General features: G+C 63.9%; 29 protein-coding genes and 1 tRNA gene. 13 read left to right on the top strand and 17 right to left on the bottom strand.

What is annotated here, in order from left to right:
* Both Q0053_RS09215 and Q0053_RS09210 read left to right on the top strand, forming a co-directional pair.
* Positions 1-237 carry a DUF4160 domain-containing protein gene (locus tag Q0053_RS09215; protein ID WP_298099149.1) on the top strand — a complete coding sequence of 79 codons (237 nt, stop codon included), beginning with the start codon at positions 1-3 and terminating at the stop codon, positions 235-237.
* Positions 218-490 (top strand): DUF2442 domain-containing protein, encoded by a 273-nt coding sequence (locus Q0053_RS09210; RefSeq protein ID WP_298099147.1) that lies wholly within the window; start codon positions 218-220, stop codon positions 488-490. Before Q0053_RS09215 ends, Q0053_RS09210 begins: the two co-directional genes overlap by 20 nt.
* Here the strand turns inward: Q0053_RS09210 and Q0053_RS09205 are convergent.
* From Q0053_RS09205 to Q0053_RS09180, 6 genes are read right to left on the bottom strand one after another with little or no spacing between them, the layout of a single operon-like run.
* Positions 487-1,560 carry an alpha/beta fold hydrolase gene (locus Q0053_RS09205; protein WP_298099145.1) on the bottom strand — a complete coding sequence of 358 codons (1,074 nt, stop codon included), beginning with the start codon at positions 1,558-1,560 and terminating at the stop codon, positions 487-489. The two genes, Q0053_RS09210 and Q0053_RS09205, sit on opposite strands and share 4 nt — an antisense overlap.
* Before the next feature lie 18 nt (positions 1,561-1,578).
* Positions 1,579-2,388 (bottom strand): MBL fold metallo-hydrolase, encoded by an 810-nt coding sequence (locus Q0053_RS09200; RefSeq protein WP_298099143.1) that lies wholly within the window; start codon positions 2,386-2,388, stop codon positions 1,579-1,581.
* Complete coding sequence (locus tag Q0053_RS09195) at positions 2,385-3,173, bottom strand: TatD family hydrolase (protein WP_298099141.1); 789 nt, start codon at positions 3,171-3,173, stop codon at positions 2,385-2,387. The genes Q0053_RS09200 and Q0053_RS09195 overlap by 4 nt, the downstream gene beginning before the upstream one ends.
* On the bottom strand, positions 3,170-4,150 hold the full coding sequence (locus Q0053_RS09190; RefSeq protein WP_298099139.1) for a DNA polymerase III subunit delta': 981 nt from the start codon (positions 4,148-4,150) through the stop codon (positions 3,170-3,172). Before Q0053_RS09190 ends, Q0053_RS09195 begins: the two co-directional genes overlap by 4 nt.
* Positions 4,147-4,773 (bottom strand): dTMP kinase, encoded by a 627-nt coding sequence (gene tmk, locus Q0053_RS09185; protein ID WP_298099137.1) that lies wholly within the window; start codon positions 4,771-4,773, stop codon positions 4,147-4,149. The genes Q0053_RS09190 and tmk overlap by 4 nt, the downstream gene beginning before the upstream one ends.
* Positions 4,774-4,810: 37 nt before the next feature.
* Positions 4,811-5,587, bottom strand: coding sequence for a septal ring lytic transglycosylase RlpA family protein (locus tag Q0053_RS09180; protein ID WP_298099135.1), 777 nt, complete (start codon positions 5,585-5,587; stop codon positions 4,811-4,813).
* 114 nt (positions 5,588-5,701) lie between these two features.
* On the opposite strand from Q0053_RS09180, the gene Q0053_RS09175 reads away from it, so the two are divergent.
* A tRNA-Ser gene (locus Q0053_RS09175) sits at positions 5,702-5,791 on the top strand.
* 268 nt (positions 5,792-6,059) lie between these two features.
* Here the strand turns inward: Q0053_RS09175 and Q0053_RS09170 are convergent.
* Entirely contained in the window at positions 6,060-6,827 is a 768-nt protein-coding gene (locus tag Q0053_RS09170) for an SDR family NAD(P)-dependent oxidoreductase (protein WP_298099133.1), read from the bottom strand.
* Between the two features lie 29 nt (positions 6,828-6,856).
* Positions 6,857-8,095: an MFS transporter gene (locus Q0053_RS09165; RefSeq protein ID WP_298099131.1), complete on the bottom strand. Its 1,239-nt coding sequence runs from the start codon at positions 8,093-8,095 to the stop codon at positions 6,857-6,859.
* A 90-nt stretch (positions 8,096-8,185) separates the two neighbouring features.
* Between Q0053_RS09165 and Q0053_RS09160 the strand changes: the two genes are divergently transcribed.
* The 4 genes from Q0053_RS09160 to Q0053_RS09145 all read left to right on the top strand — a co-directional run bounded on the left by Q0053_RS09160 (position 8,186) and on the right by Q0053_RS09145 (position 11,899).
* Positions 8,186-9,214: an amidohydrolase family protein gene (locus tag Q0053_RS09160; protein ID WP_298099129.1), complete on the top strand. Its 1,029-nt coding sequence runs from the start codon at positions 8,186-8,188 to the stop codon at positions 9,212-9,214.
* Positions 9,215-9,425: 211 nt separating this feature from the next.
* On the top strand, positions 9,426-10,502 hold the full coding sequence (locus Q0053_RS09155; protein WP_298099127.1) for an amidohydrolase family protein: 1,077 nt from the start codon (positions 9,426-9,428) through the stop codon (positions 10,500-10,502).
* 123 nt (positions 10,503-10,625) lie between these two features.
* Complete coding sequence (locus Q0053_RS09150; protein ID WP_298099125.1) at positions 10,626-11,036, top strand: hypothetical protein; 411 nt, start codon at positions 10,626-10,628, stop codon at positions 11,034-11,036.
* 107 nt (positions 11,037-11,143) lie between these two features.
* Positions 11,144-11,899, top strand: a complete 756-nt coding sequence (locus tag Q0053_RS09145; protein WP_367276682.1) for a fumarylacetoacetate hydrolase family protein — start codon at positions 11,144-11,146, stop codon at positions 11,897-11,899.
* Here Q0053_RS09145 and Q0053_RS09140 read toward each other — a convergent pair.
* Positions 11,886-12,560, bottom strand: coding sequence for a TetR/AcrR family transcriptional regulator (locus tag Q0053_RS09140; protein ID WP_298099123.1), 675 nt, complete (start codon positions 12,558-12,560; stop codon positions 11,886-11,888). The two genes, Q0053_RS09145 and Q0053_RS09140, sit on opposite strands and share 14 nt — an antisense overlap.
* Positions 12,561-12,757: 197 nt before the next feature.
* Between Q0053_RS09140 and Q0053_RS09135 the strand changes: the two genes are divergently transcribed.
* Complete coding sequence (locus Q0053_RS09135; RefSeq protein WP_298099121.1) at positions 12,758-13,579, top strand: SDR family oxidoreductase; 822 nt, start codon at positions 12,758-12,760, stop codon at positions 13,577-13,579.
* 1 nt (position 13,580) lies between these two features.
* Here the strand turns inward: Q0053_RS09135 and Q0053_RS09130 are convergent, their stop codons facing one another.
* The 7 genes from Q0053_RS09130 to Q0053_RS09100 are packed head-to-tail and all read right to left on the bottom strand — an operon-like array spanning position 13,581 to position 19,253.
* Complete coding sequence (locus Q0053_RS09130; RefSeq protein ID WP_298099119.1) at positions 13,581-14,294, bottom strand: SDR family oxidoreductase; 714 nt, start codon at positions 14,292-14,294, stop codon at positions 13,581-13,583.
* Positions 14,285-15,112 carry an SDR family NAD(P)-dependent oxidoreductase gene (locus Q0053_RS09125; RefSeq protein WP_298099118.1) on the bottom strand — a complete coding sequence of 276 codons (828 nt, stop codon included), beginning with the start codon at positions 15,110-15,112 and terminating at the stop codon, positions 14,285-14,287. The genes Q0053_RS09130 and Q0053_RS09125 overlap by 10 nt, the downstream gene beginning before the upstream one ends.
* 25 nt (positions 15,113-15,137) lie before the next feature.
* Positions 15,138-15,950, bottom strand: coding sequence for an SDR family NAD(P)-dependent oxidoreductase (locus Q0053_RS09120; protein WP_298099116.1), 813 nt, complete (start codon positions 15,948-15,950; stop codon positions 15,138-15,140).
* Positions 15,950-16,864, bottom strand: a complete 915-nt coding sequence (locus tag Q0053_RS09115; RefSeq protein ID WP_298099114.1) for a VOC family protein — start codon at positions 16,862-16,864, stop codon at positions 15,950-15,952. The genes Q0053_RS09120 and Q0053_RS09115 overlap by 1 nt, the downstream gene beginning before the upstream one ends.
* A gap of 27 nt (positions 16,865-16,891) precedes the next feature.
* Complete coding sequence (locus tag Q0053_RS09110) at positions 16,892-17,650, bottom strand: SDR family NAD(P)-dependent oxidoreductase (protein WP_298099112.1); 759 nt, start codon at positions 17,648-17,650, stop codon at positions 16,892-16,894.
* Positions 17,647-19,032, bottom strand: a complete 1,386-nt coding sequence (locus tag Q0053_RS09105) for an MFS transporter (protein ID WP_298099109.1) — start codon at positions 19,030-19,032, stop codon at positions 17,647-17,649. The genes Q0053_RS09110 and Q0053_RS09105 overlap by 4 nt, the downstream gene beginning before the upstream one ends.
* A complete protein-coding gene (locus Q0053_RS09100; RefSeq protein ID WP_298099108.1) occupies positions 19,029-19,253 on the bottom strand; it encodes a ferredoxin in 225 nt (74 codons plus the stop codon). The genes Q0053_RS09105 and Q0053_RS09100 overlap by 4 nt, the downstream gene beginning before the upstream one ends.
* A gap of 142 nt (positions 19,254-19,395) precedes the next feature.
* On the opposite strand from Q0053_RS09100, the gene Q0053_RS09095 reads away from it, so the two are divergent.
* From Q0053_RS09095 to Q0053_RS09085, 3 genes are all read left to right on the top strand, one after another.
* Complete coding sequence (locus Q0053_RS09095) at positions 19,396-20,772, top strand: aromatic ring-hydroxylating dioxygenase subunit alpha (protein ID WP_298099105.1); 1,377 nt, start codon at positions 19,396-19,398, stop codon at positions 20,770-20,772.
* A 31-nt stretch (positions 20,773-20,803) separates the two neighbouring features.
* Positions 20,804-21,385, top strand: coding sequence for a 3-phenylpropionate/cinnamic acid dioxygenase subunit beta (locus tag Q0053_RS09090; protein WP_298099103.1), 582 nt, complete (start codon positions 20,804-20,806; stop codon positions 21,383-21,385).
* An 86-nt stretch (positions 21,386-21,471) separates the two neighbouring features.
* Positions 21,472-22,398 (top strand): zinc-binding dehydrogenase, encoded by a 927-nt coding sequence (locus tag Q0053_RS09085; protein ID WP_298099100.1) that lies wholly within the window; start codon positions 21,472-21,474, stop codon positions 22,396-22,398.
* Between the two features lie 47 nt (positions 22,399-22,445).
* Here the strand turns inward: Q0053_RS09085 and Q0053_RS09080 are convergent, their stop codons facing one another.
* Positions 22,446-22,994, bottom strand: coding sequence for a glutathione peroxidase (locus tag Q0053_RS09080; protein WP_298099098.1), 549 nt, complete (start codon positions 22,992-22,994; stop codon positions 22,446-22,448).
* 119 nt (positions 22,995-23,113) lie between these two features.
* Here Q0053_RS09080 and Q0053_RS09075 point away from each other — a divergent pair, with 119 nt between their 5' ends.
* Positions 23,114-23,512, top strand: a complete 399-nt coding sequence (locus Q0053_RS09075) for a limonene-1,2-epoxide hydrolase family protein (protein ID WP_298099096.1) — start codon at positions 23,114-23,116, stop codon at positions 23,510-23,512.
* A 102-nt stretch (positions 23,513-23,614) separates the two neighbouring features.
* Positions 23,615-24,895, top strand: coding sequence for a cytochrome P450 (locus tag Q0053_RS09070; protein ID WP_298099094.1), 1,281 nt, complete (start codon positions 23,615-23,617; stop codon positions 24,893-24,895).
* Positions 24,896-25,041 lie beyond the last annotated feature (146 nt).

Here is a 25,041-nt window from a genome sequence, read left to right as displayed (position 1 = left end):
ATGCCGACGCTGCTTCGCATCGGCCCCTACCGCTTCTACTTTTACAGCCACGAGCCTGACGAGCCGCCCCACGTTCACGTGGACCGCGACGACTGCTCTGCGAAATTCTGGCTGAAGGATACGGCGCTGGCGCAGAATATCGGCTTTTCAGCAAAGGAGCTGCGCGTGATACAAGGCCATGTGGCCGATCATGGTGAGGCGTTCGGAAAGGCGTGGAATGACTTCTTTGGCTCATAACGATGTCGCCGACATCCGGGCGAAGTCACTCACCATCGAGGACGATCGTCTCGTGGTGGAATTGATGGACGGTCGCGCGATCGCCGCACCCCTCGCATGGTACCCGCGCCTCGCAAACGCCACAGCCGAACAGCGCAACAACTGGAAGATTTCCGGGGCCGGCCTGGGGATTCATTGGCCGGAGATCGATGAAGATCTGAGCACCGAAGGTCTGCTGCGCGGTGCCCCCGCGCCCCGCTCGGATGCCGCCTAGTCTTCAGACCGCGCCAGCAGCTCGATCAGGTCGTCCTTCCAGAACACCGCCCAGGTGTGGGTCCCATGGCCCTTGCCGCCGACGCTGTTGGGCACAAGTCGGTACTGCACCCCGGCGATCCGCGGCACGAACCGCTCGGCCAGACCCAGCTCAGGCGGGTTGATGAAGTCGTCGGCCGAATTGATCCAGGTCATGGGCGCGGTGATCCGCTCCAGCCCCGCCGAGGGATCATAGTCGAACGAGGCATTGACCTGGTACCAGAGGTCATTGGCATCCAGCGCCGGGATGCGCCGCGCCTGCTGCTGCGCCAGCCATTCATCGACCGCCGCGGGCGTGGGCAGGTCCTGCTGCATGGCCATCGGTGCGGAGCCGGCCAGCAGGAGCAGGTCGACCGCCGTTCGCAGCCCCTCAACGGGCTGGGCCGTATAGTCGCCGCCGGCCCAGGCCGGATCGCTGCGGATCGCGTCCTTCAACATGGTGCGCCAGAGGCGGTTGCGGCCGACGATGGCGGTCGGCTGGCAGGCCATGGGCATCATGGCCCCGGCGAAGTCGGGATGCGTCTCCGCCCAGACGAAGATATGCATGCAGCCCATCGAGGTGCCGAGCATCAGCCGGACCCGGTCCACGCCCAGCCCGTCGACCAGCAGCCGCCGCTGCGCCTCGACCATGTCGGCATAGCCATATTCCGGGAACCGCGCCCGCTGGCCGTCCGACGGCTTGGACGAGCCGCCATGGCCGAGATTGTCGGGCATGATGATGTAGTAGCGCGCGATATCCAGCGGCTGGCCGGGCCCGAACAGTTCGCCCGCGAACTGCGGCGACAGGAACTGGGCACCCGTCCCGCCGGTGCCGTGCAGCAGCAGCACCGCGTTCCCGATCCGGCCGTCCGCGTCCCGCCGCGGCTGGCCCAGGGTGCGGTAGTGCATCCGCAACTCCGGCAGCGACCTGCCGGAGGTCAGGGCAAAGGCGGGGGCGGTAAAGTCGCCCTCGACCGGGACGGGCTGCGCCGCTGCCGGCCAGGCCAGCAGCAGGGCGGCAAGGCTGCCGGCGAGGGTCAGGAGGCGTTTCATCAGCTGGTCGCTCCGGGTCTAAAGCGAAAGCCGCGCCGACCAGCCGTCGAAGGCGACATCGACGTTGGCGGGCACGGCGGCCTTCAGGGCGTTATAGTCGAGATCGAGGTGAAGATTGGTCAGGACGGCGCGCTTCACGCCGGACCGCGCGATCCAGTCCAGCGTCTTGTCGACATGGGCGTGGGTCGGATGCGGGGTCCAGCGCAGGGCGTCGACGATCCAGAGCTCACAGCCCCGCACCGCCTCGATCGCCGCCGCGTCGAGGTCGGACACATCGCTGGAATAGGCCACCGGTCCGATGCGATAGCCGACCGACCGGATCGGCCCATGGGCCTGGTCGAAGGTCACGACCGGCACGGTCCCGCCCGCCCCACCGACCGTCCAAGGCTGCCCGTGCGGCGGAATGGCCATCTCGTCCAGAATGGCCGGATAGCCCTCCTGACTTCTGAAAATATAGGGAAACCGCCCAATCAGCGCATCCCGGGTCGCACCATCCATCCAGGCCGGTATGCGCTGCCGCCTGCGCATGGCGAAGACCCGCAGATCATCGATCCCATGCACCTGATCGGCGTGGTCGTGGGTGTACAGTAAGGCATCGACATGCCTGACGTTCGCCGCCAGCATCTGGGCACGAAGGTCCGGCGAGGTGTCGATGAGCACGCTGGTCACCCCCTCCGCCCCATGCCTCCGCACCAGCAACGAACAGCGGGTCCGATAGTTCTTCGGTTCCGCCGGATCGCAGTCGCCCCAGTCCCCGTCCCCGCGCGGCACGCCGCCGGACGAGCCGCAGCCCAGGATCACGACCTCCAGTTCGCCGGACCCGCTCATGTGCCGCCCGGTCGTGGAATTCGGTCAAACAGGGCGAAGAAGGCATCGGTCGTCCGCGCCTCGGCCTCATCCCGGCTCCAGCCGCGGATCTCTGCCAACTTGTCCAGCACATGCACCACATAGGCCGGTTCATTGCGCCGCCCCCGGTGCGGCATGGGCGCCAGATAGGGGCAGTCCGTCTCGACGATGATCCGGTCCGCCGGCATCGCGGCCACAATCTCGCGGACGTCGTTGGCCGCCTTGAAGGTGGCGATGCCCGAAACCGAGAACCACGCCCCCATTTCCGCCGATTTTTCCGCCAGTTCCCTGCCACTGGTATAGCAGTGCATAAGGAATTTGAACGGCCCGTCCGCCTGTTCCTCAGCCAGGATGCCCGCCATGACGTCGTCCGCCTCGCGCGTATGCACCACCAGCGGCAGGCCGGTCCGTCTCGCCGCCTGGATATGGGTCCGGAACACCGCCGCCTGCACGTCGCGCGGGCTGAGGTCGTAGTGAAAATCCAGACCGCATTCGCCGATGCCCACGACCCGCGGGCGCCCGGCCAGTTCGATCAGCCGATCGGCGGTCAGGTCGGTATGGTCCTTCGCCTCGTGCGGATGGGCCCCGACCGTGCACCAGATGTCGTCATGCGCCATTGCCAGACCATGGGTGGCCTCAAAGGTCGACAGCTTGTCGGAGATCTCGACCATCAGCTGGACGCCGGCCTCGCGGGCCCGGGCGATGACGTCGTCGCGGTCCTCATCGAACTGGGGGGCATGCAGGTTGACGTGGCTGTCGATGATCATCCGCCACCCGCCTTGACGCGCTGAAGGTCGGCCAGGGCCCCGGCGAGCACATCGCCCCGGTCCAGATTGATGGCGGCGGTACGGTCCGGCAGGTCAGCCAGCCGCGACCACAGTTCGGCCCAGCGCGCACCTGAAGCCCCCTCCTCCAGCGCCCGCACCTTCACCGCCGCACTCAGCCGATCCATCAGGGTCTCGAACCGCTCCTGCCCCTCGGGACCCCGGAACCGGTCGGCGACCGCCAGCGCCTCGGCGCGATCGACGACCGGGGCCGAGACCCAGGCCTGGGCCAGCTGGTCGGCCTCCAGAGTGGCACCGGAGGCCAGGGCCAGGGCCCGGCCCGGCGAGCCGCCCGCCACGCCCGCGATCCGCCCTGCCTCGGCCGAGCTCACACCGGTCCGGTTGCGGACCAGTTCCTCCAGCGCATGCAGCGGCCAGACCGGAAAGGCCAGGCGGCGGCAGCGGGACCGGATCGTCGCCAGCAACCGCCCCGGCGCATGGGTGACGAGGAACAGTACACCACGCTCGGGCGGCTCCTCAAGAACCTTGAGCAAGGCATTGGCAGCATTGAGGTTCAGGTCATCGGCGGCATCTATGATGGCGACGCGATAGCGCGCCTGCGACGGGCTCTTGGAGAAGAACTCCGGCAGTTCACGCGCCTGGTCGACCGAGATCGACTTCTTCGTCTTGCCGCCGTCGACGGCGCGCTCCAGCACCAGCAGATCGGGGTGGGACCGGGCGGTCACCAGTCGCGCGACCGGATCGTCAGGGCTGGTCCCCAGAGGCCCGCGCGAGGCATCGGGGGCGGCCCCCAGCAGGCGGCGCGCGGCCCGAAAGGCGAAGCTCGCCTTGCCCGACCCCTCCGGGCCGCACAGCAGCCAGGCGTGGTGCAGCCGGTCCTTGCCGAAGGCGTCCAGAAAGGCGAGCTCCGCCGCCGCATCGGGGACCAGGTCGAAGCGATCCCGGGCGTGCTCGCTCACAGCAGTCGAGCCTCGACGGCGGCCCAGACCCGGCCCTCGACCGTATCCTGATCACCGTCCGCATCGATGATGACGCACCGCTCCGGGTAACGGGCCGCGATGTCGAGAAAGCCGCGCCGCAGACGTTCGTGGAATGCCAGCCCCTTGGACTCGAACCGCGTCTCGAACAGGCCGCGACCGAAGGCCCGCTCCAGTCCGACCTCGACCGGCAGGTCAAAGATCAGGGTCAGGTCCGGCTGGGTCGCCCCGACAATGGCGGCGTCCAGCGATTCGATGAAGGCCGCGGGGGTCCCGCCCCCCACGCCCTGGTAGGCCCGGCTGGAATCGGCGAAGCGGTCGCAGACCACCCAGTGGCCCGCCTCCAGCGCGGGGCGGATGGTGCGTTCCAGATGGTCGGATCGGGCGGCGAACATCAGCAGGGTCTCGGTCACCGGTGACCAGCGGCCGGCGTCCCCGTTCAGGGCGATGGCGCGGATCTCCTCGGCACCCGGTGAGCCGCCGGGCTCGCGGGTCTGGACGACCTCCAGCTCACGCGCGCGCAACCGCTCGAGCAGGCGCAGGACCTGGGTGGACTTGCCGGTCCCCTCGCCGCCTTCGAAAGTGATGAATCTGCCCTGGGTCACCGGCGCACAATGGCGACGACCGGCGGGGACGCAAGCCTCAGCGCGCCGATATCAACAGGGCGTCGGCGTATCCGCGCGCGATCACCGCCTGGCGCGAACGCTCGGCGGCATTGGGATCGGGCCAGGGACCGACCAGAACCCGGAACAGGCCATCGTTTCGCCCTGCGTCGACGGTCGCCCGGCCGCCCAGTTCGTCGGCGACCCGTCGGGCGGCGCGCCGGTCGGAATAGCTACCCGCCTGAACCCAGTATTCGCCGCCGCCGGATGTTGCCGGGGGCTGGGGGCTTGCCCCTTCAGCGGCGGCGTACTGGAGGGTCGTTCCTCCGCCCGTCCGGGGTGCCCGGCCCAGATAGCGGACCCGGACCTCACCCACACCCGCCTGCAGCATGCCCAGCGCCTCCGCCGACCCGCGCGACAGGTCGATGATGCGGTTGTCGACAAAGGGCCCGCGGTCATTGACCCGCACCACGATCCGTCGCCCGTTGGCGAGGTTGGTCACCTCGACCAGTCCCGGCAGCGGCAGGGTCTTGTGAGCCGCCGTGAGGGCATGCATGTCGAACCGCTCGCCGGTCGCCGTCGGCCGCCCGTTGAATTGTTCCCCGTACCAGGAGGCCAGGCCGGTCTCGTCATAGCCCGGTTGCTCGGCCGGCTGGTACCAGCGACCACGCACCTGATAGGGGCGCATGGTCCCCGAAACGATGGGGGCCGGATCCGTGACGACGGGCAGGCGCGGCGCGTCAGGCCGGGCCCCACTGGCGCAGGCCGCCACCAGCGTCAGCAGCGCGACCACCAGCGTGCCTCGAAGCACTTTCATGGAAAGATTTCCGGCCATGGCCCCGCCCGTGAACGAAATCACTATCGGCAAAGACATTTCCGCTTTGGTTAACGCACGGTTTGGCGCTATGCGGCCAGTCCGCTCGATGAGCACGGACAGGTGGCCGAGTGGTTTAAGGCAGCGGTCTTGAAAACCGCCGTAGGTGAAAGCCTACCGTGGGTTCGAATCCCACCCTGTCCGCCACGCACCCTCGGTTCTCTATCAGTCTGGTTTTGTAACGAACGTCCCGGAACCCAGTGGTGGCGCGGCGATACCGGCAAGGGCCAATCCCGCGAAATGGCACTCGGAGTTCGCTGCAGCGCCGCAGTGTTGAATAGCGTTACAAGGTGCGTTCGGCGCATTCGCACTGACGGGTTGGTAGATTGGGAGCGACGCCACCGGCACCGCCGCCGCTGGACTGCACAGTCTCTGACCTCGCGCACGGTCACGATCCCGCACACAGTCGACGTCCTCAAATCATGACGCCGGAATGCAGAGCCAACTGACCGCCGTCGTTGTTCATGATCAGGCCTGAAACATAAGATGCCTCGTCCGAGGCCAGGAAGGCGATAGCGTCCGCCTGTTCGGCTGCTGTGCCGATCCGGCCCAGAGGGACGCGCTGCACTCGGGCTTTCAGCCGCTCAGGCTCGAGGCCCGCGGAGCCTGTCGTCAGGTCTGTCGCCGTGATGCCGGGGCAGACGCAGTTGACACGAATGCCGTGACGCCCCCACTCGACCGCCAGGGACCGGGTCAGGCCGACGACGCCGTGTTTGGATACCACATAGCCAATCTGGTTCGGCACCGCCGCCAGACCGGCGATCGAGGCCACATTGACGATCGCGCCCCGGCCCGCAGGAATCATGGCTGCATTCGCCGCAGCCCGGGACCAGAAGAACTGCGAATAAAGATTGGTTCGCAGGACCCGGTCCCATGCGACGAAATCCTCGGCCGGAGCCACAACGGAAATGCCCGCGTTGTTGACCAGGACATCGATCCGGCCATGGGCTCGCATGACGTCGGCTACGCTATCGATCACCACGGCCTCGTCGGCGGCGTCGCCTGGAATGGCGAGAGCCCTGCCTCCGACTGCCCTGATCGCATCCACAGTGTCCTCGCAGGCACCGCGATCGAGATCATTGACCGCGACGGTAGCCCCCTCGGCGGCGAGCAGGAGGGCGGTGACCTTGCCGATGCCACCGCCTGCTCCCGTGACGATAGCGACCCTGTTCCTGAACCGCATGGCGCACCCCTCCCCCGTTGTCCCGTCCATCATGCCTCGGCGGGCTCCCGGGCGAAGACCGCCGTTGTCCGGGCGGTTACCAGCGTTGATCTGCCCGCGACCATACCGGTGACAACCAGACCAAACCCGATCAGCACGACCAGTCCGGCCACGGCGTCGAACCCGCCAGTCCATTGATGGAGAAGGCCTACCCCGAGCGGTGCCAAGGCCGCCGGGATGTAGCCGACGCTCTGGGCCATGCCTGAGAGGTGGGACGCCACATGACTGTCGGGCGAGCGCAAAAGCACCATCGTCAGCGCCAGCGAGAAGAGCCCGCCTTGAGCCAAGCCTTGCAGCACCGCCCAGAGCCAGACCTGCGTCAGCGGCGCGAGCAGTAGCCCCAGCAATCCCGCCGTTGCCGAAACGGAAAGCAGCACCGCGATCAATTTCTGGCCAGGCCGGCGCGTGGCGATTGAAGGAACCGTCAGGGATGTCGCCAGCTGGACCACAATAAGGACGGACACCACCAGTCCCGCTGTAACCGCATCCAGGCCGCGCTCCCTCAGAATCGGTGCCAGCCAGCCGAGCACGCAGAAGGCCAGCGCCGACTGAAGGCCCATGAAGAGCGCCACGCTCCAGGCTAGCGGATCGCGCCACAAGCCGACGACCGGCAAGACGACGTCAACGCCCCGCCCCCCCTTGGAGCGCAGCTGGGGCCACCACAGGAGCAAGGCGCCGAGGGCCGGCACGGCCCATATCGAGAGGCCTGTGCGCCACCCGCCGCCCAGCATCACCTCTACCGGAACGGTGATCGCCGCGGCGAGCGCGGCTCCGCCCGAGATCGCGGTCACATAGGTCCCGGTCAACAAGGCCGTTCGATCCTGGAAGTCCCTCTTGACCAGTGTGGGCAGAAGAACGTTGGCCACTGCGATTGCACCACCGGCCAGCAGGGAAAACGAGAACAGCGCCCAGACGGGGCCCAGCGCACGCAAGCCGGTGCCCAGGGCTATGAAGAACAAGGCACCGAACAGGCTTCGCTCAATTCCCCACCGCCTCGCCAGCAAGGGCGTCAGCGGCGCGCACAGGCCGAGACAGAGCACCGGCAGGGTTGTCAGCACGCCGACCTGCCAGGGCTGAAGCCCCGTCGCGCTCACGATCTCGGGCAGTCGCAAGGACAGGCTGGCGAACACGAGACGAAGGCAGAACGCGGTTCCGACGATACCGACTGCCAGCAGCAGCCGGTTACTCTGCCGGTCATGACCCTGCGCTATCGTTGGAACCTCAACCATGACGCAAGCAAAAGATTATCCCGGCGAGCCTTGCAACCGAATATTCGCATATGAGAATATCATTCCGATTACAGACGCCGGATGAATCCTATGCTGATCGACGTCCACGCCCACCTCTTCACCCCCGGCATGTTGAACCGGCACCCGTTCTGGGGACCGTTCATGAAGCCACAAGGCCTGACAGTCGGCCATTTCTCGCTCGGCACAAAACAGCCCGCCAAGGCCGCAAATGACGCCGAGGCCGAAGCCAATCTGCTCGCTCGAATGACCCATTCAGCGCGGCTGGGAGTCATGGAACAACGCGGTGTAGACAAGCTGGTGCTATCCACCCCGTCGCACGCCTTCATGTACTGGGCCGGTGAGTTCGGGAACGAGTATGCGAGGATCTGCAACGACGAGCTCTCGGCATTCTGCCAGGTGATGCCCGACAAGTTCGATTTCTGGGCCCATGCCAACCTCGCCGACCCTGCAGCGGCCGTGGAAGAGATCGACCGGGCTGTGCGGGTTCTGGGTGCCAAGGGCCTTTGCGTCGGGGGCACCAATTTCGACGGCATCCAGACCTATGATGAGCGCCTGTTTCCAGTCTGGGCCAAGGTGGCCGAGCTCGACGTTCCCATTATGGTCCATGGCTTCAACCAGTCCATCTATCTGGGCGAGCGTCACCACGAGGACCGGTTCGAGACCACCTCCATCGTCGGCGACTGCGTCGATGAGACCCTCTTCTTCTGGTACCTGATCTGCGGCGGCGCACTGGACGCCTATCCGACCCTGAAGACCTACATCAGTCATGCCGGCGGCATGGCGGTATTCCAGTTGGGACGACTGTCGGACCTGAACAGGGTCATGGCGCCAGACGCCAGGAACCAACGTCCGCTGATGGACTATATGAAGAATTTCTACTTCGATCTCGACGTTCACCATCCGGCCCTTCGCCGGGCTGTGGTGGAAGTGGTCGGCGCTGACAACCTGCTCTACGGCACGAATTTCGGCGGTGCCTACGACTACGGCGATCTAACCGAGGGCATCGACCTGTCGGACAGTGATCGCGACAAGATCCGCAGCGGCAATGCGATCACGTTGCTCAAGCTCGCCATGAGCGAGGCCGCCCGGGCCGCCTGAGGATCATCTGCCAGCCGGGGACCTGTCGACACGGCCAAAGTTGTCCGCGCGCGATTCTACGACGGGTCGGCTTCTGCCCGAAGCTGGTTCGCGGCAGAGAATGAAATGAACACTATCGACGATATCGTTCAAAATATGCGATGGTGCGCGTCAGGGAACGCTAACCGCTCGAAGAGCCCCGCCAGAGGGGTCTCGATGCAGGAGGACTCACATGCTGATCGATCTGCACGCCCATGCCCCGCTGCCGGGCTACTATAATCAGGACCCGCATTGGGGCCCGTTTTTCGAAAAGCATGATGACGGCCACATCCGGCTGCGCGTCGGTGAATGGGTCCTGTCACTGGGCTCGCCGGAGCGCCGCGCAGCTGTCAAGCGCGGCGAAACGATGGAAGTCGCCGAGTTCATGGCCAAGTGGAACGATCCGAAGCACCGGCTGGCGGGCATGGATGCCCTGGGTCAGGACGCCCAGGTGCTGTCGGTGCCTTCGCACTGCTACATGTATTGGGCCGATCCGGCATTTGCGAACAGGTTCTCGACCACGGTCAACGACACCTTGGCCGAGTATTGCGACCGCTCGGGCGGCCGGCTGATGATGTGGGCGACGGCGGCGCTGCAGGATCCGGTCAACGCTGCCGGGGAGATCCGCCGCGCCTGCACCGAGTTGGGTGCCAAGGGCCTCAGCGCCGGCGGCTCGAACTTCGGCGGCATGGAGTTCGATGATCCGCGAATGGACGTGATCTGGGAGACACTGTGCGATCTCGATCTCCCGATGTTCGTGCACGGATACAACCAGTCGGTGACCTGGGGATCCAAGGCCAATACCGACAAATACGAGACCACGGCCATCGTCGGGATGAACTACGACGAGACAAAATGCTTCTGGTACCTGATCTGCGGCGGCGTGCTGGACCGGTTCCCGAACCTGAAGGTCTACATCACCCACGCCGGCGGCTTTGTGCCGTATCAGCTGGGCAGGCTGGCCCAGACGATCAAGAACCTCGACGTGGTCCATAACAAGAAGGACCTGGAGGCGTATTTGCCGAACTTCTGGTTCGATCCGGAATTGCATGAGCTTCCGATGCGTCAAGCCCTGGTGGAGGTCATCGGTGCCGACCGTCTGGTCTATGGCACCAATTTTGGCGGGTCGGACGCAATCAGGGGTGACTTGACCACTGGGCTCAGAATGTCTGCTGAAGACCTTGAAAAGGTTCGCTGGAAGAACGCCGTCGACCTTCTCCACATCGATCTGAACAAGATGGGACGGGCAAACAAGCCGGTCGCCGCCTGACCTGTCACCCGGCTCTGGCGGCGTCGCTTGACCCCGTCAGAGCCGTCCCAAACCACGGCCTCGCCGCCCGGCGCTACGATCTGGACGCCCATGACCCATCCGACTGACTGCAAGATCTGCGGGATGCTTGATGCCACGGCCCCGGAGGATGTCGTGCTGTCTGGCCATCACTGGGCCGTCGTCGCGATGCAGGACGTACCCGGGATGTTGATGCTGATCGCCCGTGCCCATGACAACGGCATCGGGTCTGTCCCCGACGCAGCCGCAGCCCAGTTGGGCCCGCTCATCAAGACCCTCGCGTCCCGACTTGAGGCCGATGGCCGGTTCGAACGGACCTCGGTGATCTATCTGGGCGACAACGCCATCCACACCCATTTCATGCTGCTCGGTCGCCCAGCTGGAGACGACCGGATATTCGATAACGCTCCCCTGCTCGCCCGGTTTGGACACAAGGATCGTGATCGCTCGCGCGCTATCGCTGCGGAGTTGCGTGATGCCTGCATGTCTTTCGCCGCTAACAGGAACCAGTCATGAAGCTTGCACGATGCACTGATGGCGGCGTCCCGTTCTGGGCGGTCGTGGACCCGGACACCGACATCGCCCGCCCCATAGTTGGAGGCATCGCAGACTGGGGTCCGGGCGTGACCAAAGGTGCCGGCGAGGGGGCGCTGACGTTCGACGGTCCTGCCCGCACCCTGTCATCCCTGCGCCTGCTCGCCCCCTGCGAGAACACCAGCAAGGTGGTCATCGCCGGCGCGAACTACAGCAGACACCTGGTCGAGTTCGGCGTGGCACCGCCGAGCCAGCCGATCGCCTTCCTCAAGGCCTACGGAGCGCTGATTGGGGCCGTTGACCCGATCCGCTACCCGCCCCTGACCGAGGAGCTCGACTATGAATGCGAACTCGTCGTGGTCATCGGCGATGATCACATCGACATGAATGACCCTCTCGCTTCGGTAATCGGCTATACGGCCGGGAACGACGTCAGCGCCCGCGATCTGCAGCGCAGCGGACCCGCGGGCATCGGCATGGATCTCTATGCGGCCAAGAGCCAGGATCGCTCGACTCCCGTCGGCCCATGGATTGTCACGCGCGACGAGTTCCCCGCAGGAAGTCCGGTCCTGCGCCTCTCGACGTCGATCAATGGCGAATTTCGTCAGAACGGCACGACGGCGGACATGACCTGGGATGTCGGAGAACTGATCCGCTTCGTGCAGCCTCGCGTGAGCTTCGGCATCGGCGATTTGCTGTTTACCGGCACGCCGGAAGGCGTCGGACAGGGGTCAGGCCGATATCTTAACCCGGGCGACGTTGTTGAGGTGACGCTGGAAGGAATCGGCCGGCTTCGTAACACGATCGAGCCGAAGGCCTCCGCACTGCGGTCTAGTCCCGCTTGAGCGCGCGGAGGACACCGTCGATCGTGGCCTGAAGACGAAGCGCAAGATGCTTGCCTCCTGTGGGCAAGACAACCGTCTCGCTGAGCGCCAGCCTGACCATCATCTCTGCCAGGGCTCCACGGTCGAGCGTCATGCCGATGTCGGCCTCCCAGGCATCGAATACGGGGTCAAGCGCAGTCAGGACGCGGGCGATAAAGTGATCGAAATTCGACTCGAAATATCGCAGGACGAAGGCGGGCTCGACCTGCAGGAACTGTGACCCGCGCCGGGTCTCATTGTTTGAGACACTGTATTTCAGGAAGGCAGCAAAGCGTTCCGTCGGGCTCTCGCATCCCTCGAGGGCACGGTTCAGTTCCCGGTCCGTTTCGGTCCGAAGTCTGAGGACCACGGCCTCGAGTACGGCGTCCATCGAGGGGAAATAGCGATAGAGGGTGCCGCGCGAGACGCCGGCAGCATCGCAGACATCCTGTGCCGTGATGCGTGGCGTACCCTGGTTCATCATCACGCTCTGGGCGGCGTTGATGATGTTATCGATGGTCCGTGCCGCCCGAGGATCAGGCCGACGCGCCCGAACCGCTGAACTCGGGCTCGCGGCACGGTCTGCGGCGTTCGGAGGAGCGATCTCGGGTGTCAGACGTGATGTTCGAGCGCTGACAGTCATGCGCAACGCGCTCCGGTTCAATCAGAAGCCTGCTTAGTGTGGCAGGTCCGCGATGGCAAACCGGATGGCGGTCGCCAGGAGATAAATCGAGACAGAAATACGAATTTTGATTAGAAAATATTCGACGAACCAAAACGGCTAAAAGTCTTCCGGAACATATCGAAATGCAAATCGATCTCAGCGCCAAGCGAGTTATCGTGACAGGCGCAAGCCGCGGTATCGGGCGGGCGACCGCCGCAGCCTTCGCCCGTGAGGGCGTACGTCTGGCAATCTGTTCGCGCGGCACAGAAGCCCTGGCCATCGTTGCCGAAGAGATGCGCGCCCTGGGTGCCGCTGACGTGATCGCGGTCGCGCTGGATGTTCGCGACACGGCCGCCGTTCGGGCGTTTGTGGAGCAGGTCGCCTTGGCCTGGGACGGTGTCGATGTTCTGGTCAACAACGCCGGTCAGGGCAAGGGTGGGAGTATCGAGAGCCTCGAGCCCGAGGATATCCTCGACCACGCCAATAACATTCAGGTGGCCCACTTCCGGTTCGTCCAGGCGGTCGTGCCCCACATGCGCAAGCAGAAATGGGGCCGCATCATCAACATCAATGCCCTGGCCGGTGCCCTGCCGACGCCGGACGGCATTCCGTCAGTGACAAACCGCGCAGCCGGCATTGCCCTCTCAAAGCTGCTGGGTCAGCAACTGGCCAAGGACAATATCCTGGTGAACAGCCTCAACATGGGCTGGATCGACACCGGTCAGTGGGATCGTCACTACAAGGAAATGCCGTCAACGATCACGCGGGAGGAATTCCTGGAAATGGTCGTCAAGATTGTGCCGCTGGGCCGGCTCGGCCAACCGGACGAAGTCGCCAATGTCTGTGTCTTCCTCGCCAGCGATCTGGCGACCTACCTCAGCGCAGCATCGATCGATGTGTCTGGCGGCCTGCAGGGCGCAATCGCCTACTATCCCACGCTGAAGCGCGAGATGCAGGAGCTGGGCCTCGAACGCGAGGCCGCACTGGCCGCCAAATGAGCTAGTGACCCTCACCCTGGGGGTAGAGCGCCAGCCTGGCGATGTTGGCGCGGTCGGGCTGTTCCAGCATGAAGCGGATGGCGCGGGCGACATCCTGGGGGTCCAGCGCGACCGGTGCCTCGACCTTGGCCGCGGCCATCATCCTGTCGAACATCTCGCTGGAGGTGGACCCCGGCGCGATCGTTCCGACCTTCACCCCCGTGCCCGCCAGTTCGATGCGCAGGGACTGGGTGAAGGCTTCGAGGGCGTGCTTCAGACCGCCGTACACTCCGCCCGCCCGTGAGATCAGATAGGCGCTGATGCTCGAAACATTGATGATGGCCCCCGACGACTGGCCCCGGAACTCTCGCGCGAAGACGTAGGAGCTACGCACCACGGCCTCGAAATTCACCCGGATCATGTAGCTCACGGCGTCCAGGTCGATGGTGTCCATCGTGCCGACAGCCATGACCCCTGCATTGTTGATCACCACATCCGCGCGGCCGAAACGTGCCTTGGCCAGCCTCAATAGCTGCTCCGGCACGTCCGACTCGGCGATGTCGGCAGCAAGCAAAGCGCATGGGCCTGGTAGCGTTGCCGCCAGGGCTTCCAGTTTTTCCATTCGTCGGCTGGTCAGCACCAGATTACAGCCGGCCTGGCTGAGCTCCAGCGCCGTCGCCGCGCCTATGCCGGCCGAAGCGCCCGTCAGGACGACCGTCTTTCCGCTCAGGTCCATTTGCCGGGAGCCCCTTTCATACCGTCGATGATTGGCCGCATGTCCGCCACACTGGGCAGGTGCGCCGTGAACCCGCCGTCGACCGCCAGGACCTGGCCGGTGACATAGGAACTGAGGTCCGAAGCGAGGAAAACCACCATGTTGGCGATGTCGCGCGGCGTACCCAGCCGCGGCACCAGACAATGACTCAGGAAGATGTTCTGGATGTGCGCTGGAAGCCGCTGCTCCATCCCGGGCTGGATTATCAGGCCGGCCGCGATGGCGTTAACTCGGATGCCGCGGGGGCTATAGGCTGTGGCCAGATGTCGGGTCAGGGCGTTCAGCGCCGCCTTGCCCGCTGCATAGGCGAAATTGCTGACGTCGCCGGACAGCGACTGTCCCGACGAAATGTTGACGATAGATCCGCCGCCTCGGGCCAGCATCGACGGGATCGCGTATTTGCAGAACAGCATCGGCCCGCGCGCGTTGATCGACTGAACCTGATCCCACAGCTCGACCGACATGTCGGGAATATCGAGGTCACGCGATGAAAAACCGGTGGCTCCGGCATTGTTGTCGAGGACGTCGACACCACCGAAGGTCGCGACAGCGAACTCAACTACAGAGCGGATATCATCATCGACAGTGATGTCGCCGGCCTTGCAGGCGACAACATGGCCCTGCCCTTTCAGTCGATCAGTGACCGCCTCAAGCTCGGGTGCGCGCAGATCGGTCAGCACGACACGCGCGCCCTGCTCAGCCAGGGCAAGTGCCGTTTCTGAACCTATTGAGCCCGCCGCGCCGGTTACCAGTGCGACCTTGCCGTCCAACAACGCCATGCCTCTGTCTCCCTGTTCCTCGGCCTCAGCCGCCCTGCTGTTCCATCTCGGCCACGTTCGGCGGCCGCGACTGATAGCCAGGCATGTGCAGGCCACCGTCGACGTTGATCAGCTCACCCGTCACGAACCGCGACATATCCGACGCCAGGAACACAGCCACCGGAGCAATATCCTCCTCCGGGTCACCATTCCGCTGCAGTGGCTTCATCGCTGCGACCCGTTCGGCGAAGCCCGGCGAGTCTGCCGCCATCTTCTGGAACACTGTCCCCATGGCGGCCGGCGACAGCAGGTTGACCCGGATGTTGAACCGACCCCACTCGTGGGCGGCGCTTCGGGTAAGGCCCCGCAGCGCGGACTTGGTGATGCTGTAGTCCGAGTTCAGCCAGGCCCCCGTCTCGACGTCGATGGAATAGAAGTTGACGATCGAGCCGCCGCCGCGTTCGATCATGTGCGGCCGCGCTGCCTGCATCGCCCACCAACCGGCCCAAAGACCCGAGTGCAGGGTGGCGTCCAGCATCTCGTCGGTCTTCTGCTCCAGCAGCACCTTCGGGCTGAGGGTGAAGGCGTTGTTGATCAGGATGTCGATGCCTCCGAACAGCTCGACCGTCTTCTCGACAGCGCCCTGGATCTGATCCTTGACCCGCACATCGACCTTGAGAACCTCAGCACGGCCGCCGAGTTCGTCGATCAGCTCGGACCGGATCGTGGTGCAGTAGTCTTCGTTGTACTCCGCCACGACGACGGTAGCCCCTTCACGCACAAACCTGCGGGCGATGCCTCTGCCGATCCCTCCACCACCGCCGGTAATCAGAGCGACCTTGCCATCCAGCAATCCCATCAACGCAATTCCTCGGGTGTGCGTACCGTCGTGCCGAGGATCGGCCCGACCAGTTCATGCCCCCAGTAGCTGAGGCGTTCAGCATTCAGCTCGAACGGATCGCCCGGCCACGGGTGGGTTTCGGCGATGACCTCGACGGCGAAACCCGACGGGCTGAAGTGGTAGAAGGAGAAATGGGGATCCTGGGTGTGCTGGCCCAGAGTCATCTGAACCGGGATCTGACGCTTCTTGACGATGTCCCAAGTCTCACCGACGTCGCGAAGATCGCCCGTAAGGAGTCCCACGTGCTGGATGCCCATACGGCCGGGCCCATGACCATAGCCGATGTCGTGGCTGGTGAGATTGTTCAGCCCCGCACGGTAGAATCCCGTCTTGCCCTTACCCGCGCCGGATCCATACCACTGGAAGCCCATGACATTGATCAGGAAGTCGTCGAGCTCGGGTCCGTATTCCGGCGTGATGACCACGACGTGGCCGAAGCCCCGGCCATAGGTGTTGAAGCCGCCGTGTCGGCGTCCCGGCACGAAAGAGTCCGGCTCGCCCTTCTGGCCATAGAAGAGTTCGTACTGGTAGCCGACGGGGTCCTTGAACCGGACGACATCGCGAACGGCGCGGCGCGCCTTGAGGTCGTCACTCCCCTGTTCGACCGCGATACCCGCGTCCTGCAGTTTCTTGACGGCTTTCTCGAAGGCGATCCGGTTCACGCACTCCCAACCGATATAGGCCAGCTTGTCGATAGGGCCGGGCTGGAACGCGAAGCGGTAGCGACGGTCATCCATCTTGAGATAGAGGGCATCCGGCTCATCTTCCGGCGAAGGCGCGATGGCCAAGCCAAGCACCTCAGGGCCATAGCTTCGCCAGGCGTCGATGTTGGGGCTTTCAAAGCCCAGGTAGCCGATACCCCGGATATCCATGGTCCAGATCCTCAGTCTTTCGGTTCGCTAGCAGGCAGTGGTACCGCCATCGATGATGATGTCAGCGCCGGTGATGAAGGCGGCCTCGTCGCTGGCCAGGAAGGCGGCCATGCCGACAACGTCCTCGGGCTCACCAGGCCGGCCGAGCGGAATGCTGTTCGTCAATTGAGCTCGAACGGCCGGGTTCTCGGCGAAGGCACGCGTGCCGGGGGTTATGATGAAGCCAGGGCTGATGCTGTTGGCGCGAATGCCGAGTGGCGCGCCCTCCAGCGCCATCTGTCGCGTCATGGCGATTACGCCGCCCTTGGTGGCGTTGTGGGCGACCGTGCCATTACCCCGCGAACCTTGCCATCCTGCGGTCGAGGCGACGTTGACGATCGCTCCGCCGCGTTTTGCGAGGTGCGGCCATGCAAATTTGGTTGTCAGGAACACGAGGTCGAGTTCGTTACGGATCGTGAACCGCCAGTCCTCGATGGAAAGATCTGCGATCGAACCGAATTTCGCCGCTGAGGCGTTGTTGTAGACAACGTCGATCCGACCGTGATCCGATACCGCCCGATCCACCCATGCCTGTGCTTCCGCAGGATCGCCGAGATCACAGACCATGGTCGTCATGACCCCACCGGCTTCAGTCACCAGTCGCACGGTCTCGGTGTCCGCTGCACCGCTTACATCGCAGCCGACGACGATCGCGCCATCGGCTGCGAACCGGAGTGCCGCCGCCCGACCTTGACCGCCGCCGGTGCCCGAAATCAGGGCGACCCTGCCTTCGAGCCGCCGGGTCACACCACCGACTCCGAGCCGGCATCGCGCAGGTCAAGCGCAGCGCGGACCGCGGCGTGCTTCTCGCGAGTAAGCGGATAGGTAAAGGACAACCAGGCACCGATAACGAACAGCACCGCCGACGGACCGGCAAACACCAACTCCAAACCTGCGATGGCTTGGGGCGTGTTGGCTGACATCAAGGCGGGCTTGTAGCCGACCAGGGCCAGAGCCGCGAATGACAGCCCGACCGCCAGAGCCCCTCCAAGCTTCCAGCTGCTGATCAGAAGGGCATAAAGCACGCCCGTCTGATCCGAACCCGAATCCAGTCTGAGCTCGTCCGCGGCATCGGCCATCATGGCGCGCGGCAGCAGATTGAAGGCACCGAACGACAGCCCCCAACCCATCATTCCAAGCGACATAGCCAACAGGTTCCGGTCGGGAGCGAAGACGAATGCGATGCTGACGGCTGCCGCCAGCAGACCCGAGATTCCGAGAACGAAATGTTTGTCAAAACGTCGCGCCAGCCATGCGACGACAGGAACGGTGATCATGGCCGTGACGACCTGGGCGATAAGCACAATGCCGATGGCACTGCGATCCAGCCCCTTGGCCGCGGTCACAAAGAATACCAGCATGGCCGACGCCGTCCCGAAGCCGAGGCCGAACAGCAGATCGATTGCCGTAATCCGCAGCACCGCCTTCCGACCCACAACAGCAAGGTATTCCTTGATGCCGATGACATGCCGTTGGGCGACCTCGACGGCTTCGGGAACCCGCCACACGGCGAGAGCGACGGCAGGACCCATCAGGACAATAATGATCCAGCCCATAAGTTGGGTGGGTGCCAGGCCCGTTTCCCCGAGCCTGGTCAACAGGATCGGAAAGCCCATGACGGTAAGAATGCCCAGTAGCGAAGCAAACTGGATCCAGGCGTAAACACGCGACCGCTCGTCGTAACCGGTCGCCAATCCTGAAGCCATGGCCAGCTGCGCCAGCGAAAGCACTGACCAGCCGACAAAGGCCGCAGTCAGGGTCAGTAGCAGGTAAAGCGGCCCGACGCCCGGCTCAGCCATGAAAAGCAGATAAACCGCAAGCATAAGCGCCGGCGCGCCGAAAATCAGCCACGGGCGGTATCGTCCAAAACGACTGCGCGTCCGGTCCATAGCCGCACCCAGCATCGGGTCGATAACGATGTCGAAGACCCGCACGCTGGTGAAGATCAGACCGACCACCGCCAGCGGCAGTCCGAGGACTGTCGCATAGTGCTCGGGGATCATGACCACGAGAGGAAGCGACAGGGCCGTCAGGGGCACCCCCATCAGAGAGAGCGCGACCAGGCCGGGCGGCCTTCGCACTCCCTTGGTCGGTGCTGAAGCGCTGGCAACGACCGGAGGCACACTCATCCCGCAACCTCTTCCACGACGATGGCCGACTGCGGGCAGGACTCGGCACCCTCGATGGCGCGCTCCAGCAGTTCCGCCGGTACGATATCGGTCGTCAGAACCACCAGCCCGCCCTCCAGCTGGTAGATCTCCGGGCAGATCTCAACACAGGTTCCATAGCCGCAACAGGCACTGCGGTCGGCCCTGACGCGATGGGAAATCGCCTCCGAACTCATCTTCATCCTCCCTGCCGGGTGCCCCTTGGGGGCTTCTCCGGGGACCTGCGGTCCGTCGTTCCTCTATGAATCGAAGAGTTGCATTTTCTATACAAAAATGCCACCTATGTTCAAAATTAAATGGCGGGAATCGCCACGGAGGAAACCCATGCTGGACCGGACCCGCACAACGCTTTCCGATGGCACGACGATCGACGATCTGATCAATATTCACACCCGGGAGGTACAGCTTCGTGCCATCTCGGACCCCGAGCTCTACGACATCGAGATGCGCAAGGTGTTCGGGAAAACATGGCTTCTGCTGGGCCATGAGAGCGAGATACCCAACCCCGGCGACTTCATCACGCGGTTGATGGGCTCCGATCCCGTCCTGATCACACGCCAGAAAGACGGTTCGATCAGGGTCATGCTCAACGTCTGCCCCCACCGGGGCATGAGGGTCTGCACCAGCGACGCCGGCAATGCCAAGGTGCACACCTGCATCTATCACGGCTGGGCCTTCAAGAACGACGGCGACTTCATTGGCGCGCCCGTCGCCGGCGAGAAGATGCATGGCGACATCCTGCCCAAGGAAAAGCTCGGCCTGACCCAGGCGCGCAGCCACCTGTACGGCGGGCTGATCTTCGCGACGTGGAATTTCGACGGGCCCTCTTTCGACGAGTTCCTCGGCGAAATGAAATGGTACTACGACATGCTGTTCTGCCGCACGGACAGAGGCCTCGAGGTTCTCGGCCCGCCCCAGCGCTTTACCATCAAGGCGAACTGGAAAACGGCCTGTGAGCAGTCGGCCGCCGACGGCTTCCATACTCTGACGCTTCACCGCTGGCTGGGTGAGTTCGCCAGGTTCGGCGACGGCGACTTGACGACCTCAATGTATGGCACCGAGGTCGGTTCGCTTCAGGGGCACGCCCTTCGCTGCATGCCTGCCGCCAACAAGTTCAAACAGGCGGCCGGTTTCCGGGACGGCAATCTGACGCTGGAAGAAAAACTGGCCATCGTGCCGCCCCCGGGCATCACCAAGGAAATGCTGCCCCAGCTGATGCGCAATCTGACACCGGAACAGCTCAGTCTGCTGGTCGACAGCCCGCCCCAGGTCGGAGGCATGTTCCCCAACGTCCTGATCGCCTTCATCTACGTACCCCAGCCTGATGGCGAGATCATCGGCCTGACCTCGCTGCACACCTACATTCCCAAGGGGCCGGACGAGTTGGAGTTCTGCAACTACATCCTTGCAGAAAAGGACGCGCCCGAAGAGCACAAGCAGAAGGCGTTGCAGTTCGCGGTGCGAATGCTCGGCACGTCCGGCATGGTGGAACAGGACGATTCCGACACCTGGCCGCACATCACACAGACGGCCAAGGGTGCTGCCGCCCGCAACGTCACCATGAAATACCAGGCCGTCTGCACAACTCCGCCCCGGCCGGACTGGCCCGGTCCGGCCCTGGTCTATGAAGGCTTCACCAAGGACGACACCCAGTGGAACTGGTGGCTGGCCTATCGCGATCTGATGAACAGCGCCGTCTGACCATCGTCGATATCATCAGGATAACACCGCCATGACCATGAACGCCGTCATCCCCACCGATGTCAGCAGCGCATCAGATGCCCCCTTCCGTCCCGACCGTGTGCCGGTCGGTTCGCCCGTCTACAACCAGATCGCCGAGTTCCTATACGAGGAGGCCTGGTTGCTCGATGAGATTCGCCTGGCCGAATGGGTTGCACGGCTCGACATCGATCTTCGCTACACCTGCCCGATGCGCCAGACGCGCTCCCTGAAACACCAGGCCGAGTCTGTCGTCCGCACAGTGATGCATTTCGACGAGACCTATGCCTCGATCCGCGGCCGCGTCGGGCGGATTACGGACACCAGCAGCGCCTGGGCCGAAGACCCGCCGTCGCGCACCCGTCGTCTGGTGACGAACATTCTGGTCGAATCCACGGACCATCCAGACGAGTTCGAGGTGAAAAGCTATCTGCTGTGCAGCCGGAGCCGGTTCGATGAGACAACCCTGCTGATGCTCAGCTGCGTTCGGCACGACCTGCTGCGCCGCCATGGCGGCAGCTTCAAACTGTCCCGGCGCGAGATCATCATCGATCAGACCGTGCTCGGCTTCCCGAACCTCGCCATCTTCCTCTGACCCGATCGAAGACGGCGGCGGCACACGTCGATCGCCAACGATGCGCCGACGCTCGTCTCGCAACGTCCTGACCAGGAAACCTGCCCATGCGCGCCGCCGTCATCTCCGGGAACGGAGCCACTCCGGTCCTTCAGGACTTTCCTGAACCGACGGCCCAGGACGGCTCGGTCCTGATCGAGGTCGACACCGCCGGCCTTGGTGGATGGGACGTACTCGGTGCCTATCGTCTCGGCGTTGAGTATCCTTGCGTGATCCGGGGCGAAGGCGTTGGCCGCGCCGAAGACGGGCGGCGGGTCTATTTCGGCGAACGATCATTGGCACCCTGGGGAGCCTGGGCGGAAAGAACCATTGTGCCTTCGGCCGAGGTCTGGGACGTCCCGGACGATATTGATGATCGCACTGCGATCACCATGGGCATCGCCGGCACCGGCATTCTCATCCCTTTGGAGGCCGCAAGGATCCAGCCCGGCGAGCGTGTGCTGATCCTCGGTGCCACTGGCGTGCTTGGACAGATCGGGTTGCAATTGGCGAGAAATCTCGGTGCCGGACAGGTCGTGGCCGCGGCGCGCAATCAAGCCGGTCTTGACCGGCTCATGGAACGCGGGCTTGCCGACGCCGTCGTGGCCATGGGCGGCGAAAACGACACTGAGGCGTTGAGGGTAGCGTCAGGCGGCGAGGGCTTCGACGTCGTGCTGGATCTCGTCTTCGGCAAGCCCTTCCTTTCGGCGGTCAAGGCGACCAAATGGGGCGCTCGTCTGATCACGATCGGCACGGGAGCGGGTCGCGTCGTGGAGCTGAACATCGGCGATCTCCTCTTCCGCACCTTGACCTGCATCGGCACTGGCCAACGTCCGCCCGCCGACCGCGAGGCCATCTGGCGGCGACTGTTGGCAATGCAGAAGGAACAGGCCCTCGAAGTCGATTACCTCGAGTTCGAATTCTCGAACGCCGCCGAGGCCTGGGCCGCTCAGGTTTCCGGCCCCCATGCCAAGATCACGGCCAAGCTCCGTTGATGAAAGGCGCGGTGGGCTACCAGCGCCACCGCTTCCCCACTGCTACGTCAGCTTTCCGCGAGCGCCTTATCAACCGCGCCAACCAATCGAGGATCGGCAGCGTCAACATCAGGTGCGAAACGGTCGATGATCTGACCATCGCGACCAATCAGAAATTTCTCGAAATTCCACACAATCTCACCCGGCGCACCCGTCGCGATCCCATAGCCCTCCAGACGTTTACGCATCGGCCCCTCCCCGACCGCCGCAGGCTTGCTCGTCGTCAGGCGGGCATAAAGCGGATGGATGTCCTCGCCCCTGACGCTAATCTTGGAATACAGCGGAAAGGTCACGTCGTAGCTGGTCTTGCAGAAGTCCACGATCTCATCGTCAGTGCCGGGCTCCTGGCCGTTGAAGTTGTTGGCCGGAAACGCAAGCACTTGCAGCCCCTCAGCGTGCTTGTCTCGATAGAGGGCCTCAAGCCCTTCATACTGCGGCGTCAGACCGCATTTCGATGCAACATTGACGATCAACAGAACCTTGCCCTCATGGTTCGCCAGGCTGTCGAGTTCTCCGTCGATGCGGGTCAGGGGAATAGCTGTGATCTGTTCGCTCACGACGGCTCCGTCAGGTCAGCGCGGCAAGAGCCGCAGTCGGCCCACCTTGCCGCAAACCAGCTTTGGAGTCGCGCGGGAAAGCGCCAAACCGGCACCCAATTTGGAAGGACGAACATCCAGTGAAAAGACTGCCGATCGACATCATCCGCCAGTTCCTGAACGCTTGGTCCGACGGCCCTGAACCGCTCGAAAAAGCGATCCGCGACCTGTTCCGCGCCGATACCGAATGGGTCAACATGGGCCTGTCAAAAACCGTCGGGGCCGATGAAGCCCTGGCGCTGGGGGCGAAATTCGAAGCCGCTATGGGGTATTCGAAAATCCTGGTTGAGACCCTGCACATCGCCGCTCACGGCAATGTCGTCCTCACGGAACGAATGGACCGGCTTGTCGCCGCCGACGGACGCGAGGTTGGTGCATTCGCCATAGCAGGCATTTTTGAGCTGGACGAAGAGGGAAAACTGCTTCGCTGGCGCGACTATACGGACCCGTCCGCGGTCGCCGCGATACACGGGCATTGATCGACCGAAACACCGGGATTGATGGACTTTTTTCCGGAATTCCATTCTGTATATAAAATCTCTTTCGCCCTCTCGAGTGGCCTTTTCTGGAAAGCATGACCCATGAGCACCTCCCAGATGACACCCAATAAGGACCTCGCCGAGGGTTTCGCCCAGATCGGTGCCCTGTTCGCGGGCAATGATGGAAATCTCGATCAGATCTATCGCGAGCACCGCGCCACCATGCCGGTGATGCAGGGCGACATCTGCGCCGAACTGGGGGCTGCTTCTTTCGCTGGAGACACGGGTCGCCCGATCTACACGGTCTTCAAACATGCCGACGTCATGCTGGTGCTGCGCGACACCAAGACCTTCACAAGCGGAATTCTTATGGAGACCGGTCTCGGCCAATTCCTCGACGGGCTCATGATCACCGGTCTGGACGGCGATGAACATCGCCAGCTTCGCGGTATCCTGCAGCCTTCGTTCACGCCGGCGGTCATGGAGGAATGGCGCGAGGCCTATATCCGCCCATTGATCCAGCGCTATTTCATCGAGCCCCTCATCCCGCTTGGGAAGGCTGAGTTGGTCTCAAGCGTCGGCGTGATGTTCCCGATCCATGTCGTCTATGCGGTCCTGGGCTTCCAGGATGATGACCCGGCAGCTCTCGAACTCTTCGCCAGCAAGGCGCTGAAGGTTTTGGGCGGAATGGCCAATGACCCGGAGGCCAAGCGTGCCGCGTTTCAAGCCTTCCAGGAACTCTACGATCCGACTCTCGCGGCCGTTCAGGCGCGCCGGGAATCAGGTGCCACCGGCGCAGATCTGATCAGCCGCCTCATACGCGCCGAGTTCGAAGGGCGCACACTCACCGACCACCAGATTACCAATTTCGTCCGAATGATGCTGCCGGCGGCATCCGAGACCACCTCCCGCACCTTCGCGATCATGTTGACCCACCTGTTCGATCACCCCGAGGTTCTGGAACGGCTGCGTGCGGATCGCTCACTCATGCGGAAGGTTCTGGACGAGAGCGTCCGGTACGACTCTGTTACGACCTTCAAGGTTCGCGAGACACAGACGGAGGTCACCCTGCAGGGGGTGACCATTCCGAGGGGGGCCGTCATATCTGCCTGCGTAGCCTCTGCGAACCGGGACGAGACCGTATTCGAAAACCCGGACGTCTTCGACATCGATCGAAAGCAGATGGCCGCGTTCGGTTTCGGATTCGGGGCTCACATGTGCATCGGCATATGGCTGGCGAAGGTCGAGATCGAAGAAGCTGTCGGCCTGCTTCTCGACCGGCTCCCGAACCTCCGGCTCGATCCGGACCAGCCTCGTCCGGAAATCCGTGGCGTTTCGCTGCGCGGCCCTGACGCCGTTCATGTCATTTGGGACGCGCCCTGAGCCAGCGCGGGACCCGTCAGCGGACGGGCCCGGAAGATGCACCGAAGAAATGGGCCGCCATGCTCAGCATGGCGGCTCTTTTAATGATTCATCGCACCCAAGAAAAAGCCGCCGACCGGGGACCGGTCGGCGGCAAGTTACATCAG

Source organism: Brevundimonas sp., assembly GCF_027487935.1.
GTDB lineage: Bacteria > Pseudomonadota > Alphaproteobacteria > Caulobacterales > Caulobacteraceae > Brevundimonas.
This window is presented reverse-complemented; position numbering and strand designations above follow the sequence as displayed.

What these genes read in the sequence shown, in the direction of transcription:
- Q0053_RS09150 (WP_298099125.1), top strand. Translation starts at nt 10,626, where the DNA reads ATGCTTGATGCCACGGCCCCGGAGGATGTCGTGCTGTCTGGCCATCAC.
- Q0053_RS09085 (WP_298099100.1), top strand. Translation starts at nt 21,472, where the DNA reads ATGCGCGCCGCCGTCATCTCCGGGAACGGAGCCACTCCGGTCCTTCAG.
- Q0053_RS09100 (WP_298099108.1), bottom strand. Translation starts at nt 19,253, where the DNA reads ATGAAGATGAGTTCGGAGGCGATTTCCCATCGCGTCAGGGCCGACCGC.
- Q0053_RS09120 (WP_298099116.1), bottom strand. Translation starts at nt 15,950, where the DNA reads ATGGGATTGCTGGATGGCAAGGTCGCTCTGATTACCGGCGGTGGTGGA.
- Q0053_RS09140 (WP_298099123.1), bottom strand. Translation starts at nt 12,560, where the DNA reads ATGACTGTCAGCGCTCGAACATCACGTCTGACACCCGAGATCGCTCCT.
- Q0053_RS09095 (WP_298099105.1), top strand. Translation starts at nt 19,396, where the DNA reads ATGCTGGACCGGACCCGCACAACGCTTTCCGATGGCACGACGATCGAC.
- Q0053_RS09090 (WP_298099103.1), top strand. Translation starts at nt 20,804, where the DNA reads ATGACCATGAACGCCGTCATCCCCACCGATGTCAGCAGCGCATCAGAT.
- Q0053_RS09115 (WP_298099114.1), bottom strand. Translation starts at nt 16,864, where the DNA reads ATGGATATCCGGGGTATCGGCTACCTGGGCTTTGAAAGCCCCAACATC.
- Q0053_RS09200 (WP_298099143.1), bottom strand. Translation starts at nt 2,388, where the DNA reads ATGAGCGGGTCCGGCGAACTGGAGGTCGTGATCCTGGGCTGCGGCTCG.
- Q0053_RS09155 (WP_298099127.1), top strand. Translation starts at nt 9,426, where the DNA reads ATGCTGATCGATCTGCACGCCCATGCCCCGCTGCCGGGCTACTATAAT.
- Q0053_RS09210 (WP_298099147.1), top strand. Translation starts at nt 218, where the DNA reads ATGACTTCTTTGGCTCATAACGATGTCGCCGACATCCGGGCGAAGTCA.
- Q0053_RS09165 (WP_298099131.1), bottom strand. Translation starts at nt 8,095, where the DNA reads ATGGTTGAGGTTCCAACGATAGCGCAGGGTCATGACCGGCAGAGTAAC.
- Q0053_RS09130 (WP_298099119.1), bottom strand. Translation starts at nt 14,294, where the DNA reads ATGGACCTGAGCGGAAAGACGGTCGTCCTGACGGGCGCTTCGGCCGGC.
- Q0053_RS09105 (WP_298099109.1), bottom strand. Translation starts at nt 19,032, where the DNA reads ATGAGTGTGCCTCCGGTCGTTGCCAGCGCTTCAGCACCGACCAAGGGA.
- Q0053_RS09070 (WP_298099094.1), top strand. Translation starts at nt 23,615, where the DNA reads ATGAGCACCTCCCAGATGACACCCAATAAGGACCTCGCCGAGGGTTTC.
- Q0053_RS09160 (WP_298099129.1), top strand. Translation starts at nt 8,186, where the DNA reads ATGCTGATCGACGTCCACGCCCACCTCTTCACCCCCGGCATGTTGAAC.
- Q0053_RS09170 (WP_298099133.1), bottom strand. Translation starts at nt 6,827, where the DNA reads ATGCGGTTCAGGAACAGGGTCGCTATCGTCACGGGAGCAGGCGGTGGC.
- Q0053_RS09125 (WP_298099118.1), bottom strand. Translation starts at nt 15,112, where the DNA reads ATGGCGTTGTTGGACGGCAAGGTCGCACTGGTAACCGGCGCGGCGGGC.
- Q0053_RS09215 (WP_298099149.1), top strand. Translation starts at nt 1, where the DNA reads ATGCCGACGCTGCTTCGCATCGGCCCCTACCGCTTCTACTTTTACAGC.
- Q0053_RS09195 (WP_298099141.1), bottom strand. Translation starts at nt 3,173, where the DNA reads ATGATCATCGACAGCCACGTCAACCTGCATGCCCCCCAGTTCGATGAG.
- Q0053_RS09180 (WP_298099135.1), bottom strand. Translation starts at nt 5,587, where the DNA reads ATGAAAGTGCTTCGAGGCACGCTGGTGGTCGCGCTGCTGACGCTGGTG.
- Q0053_RS09205 (WP_298099145.1), bottom strand. Translation starts at nt 1,560, where the DNA reads ATGAAACGCCTCCTGACCCTCGCCGGCAGCCTTGCCGCCCTGCTGCTG.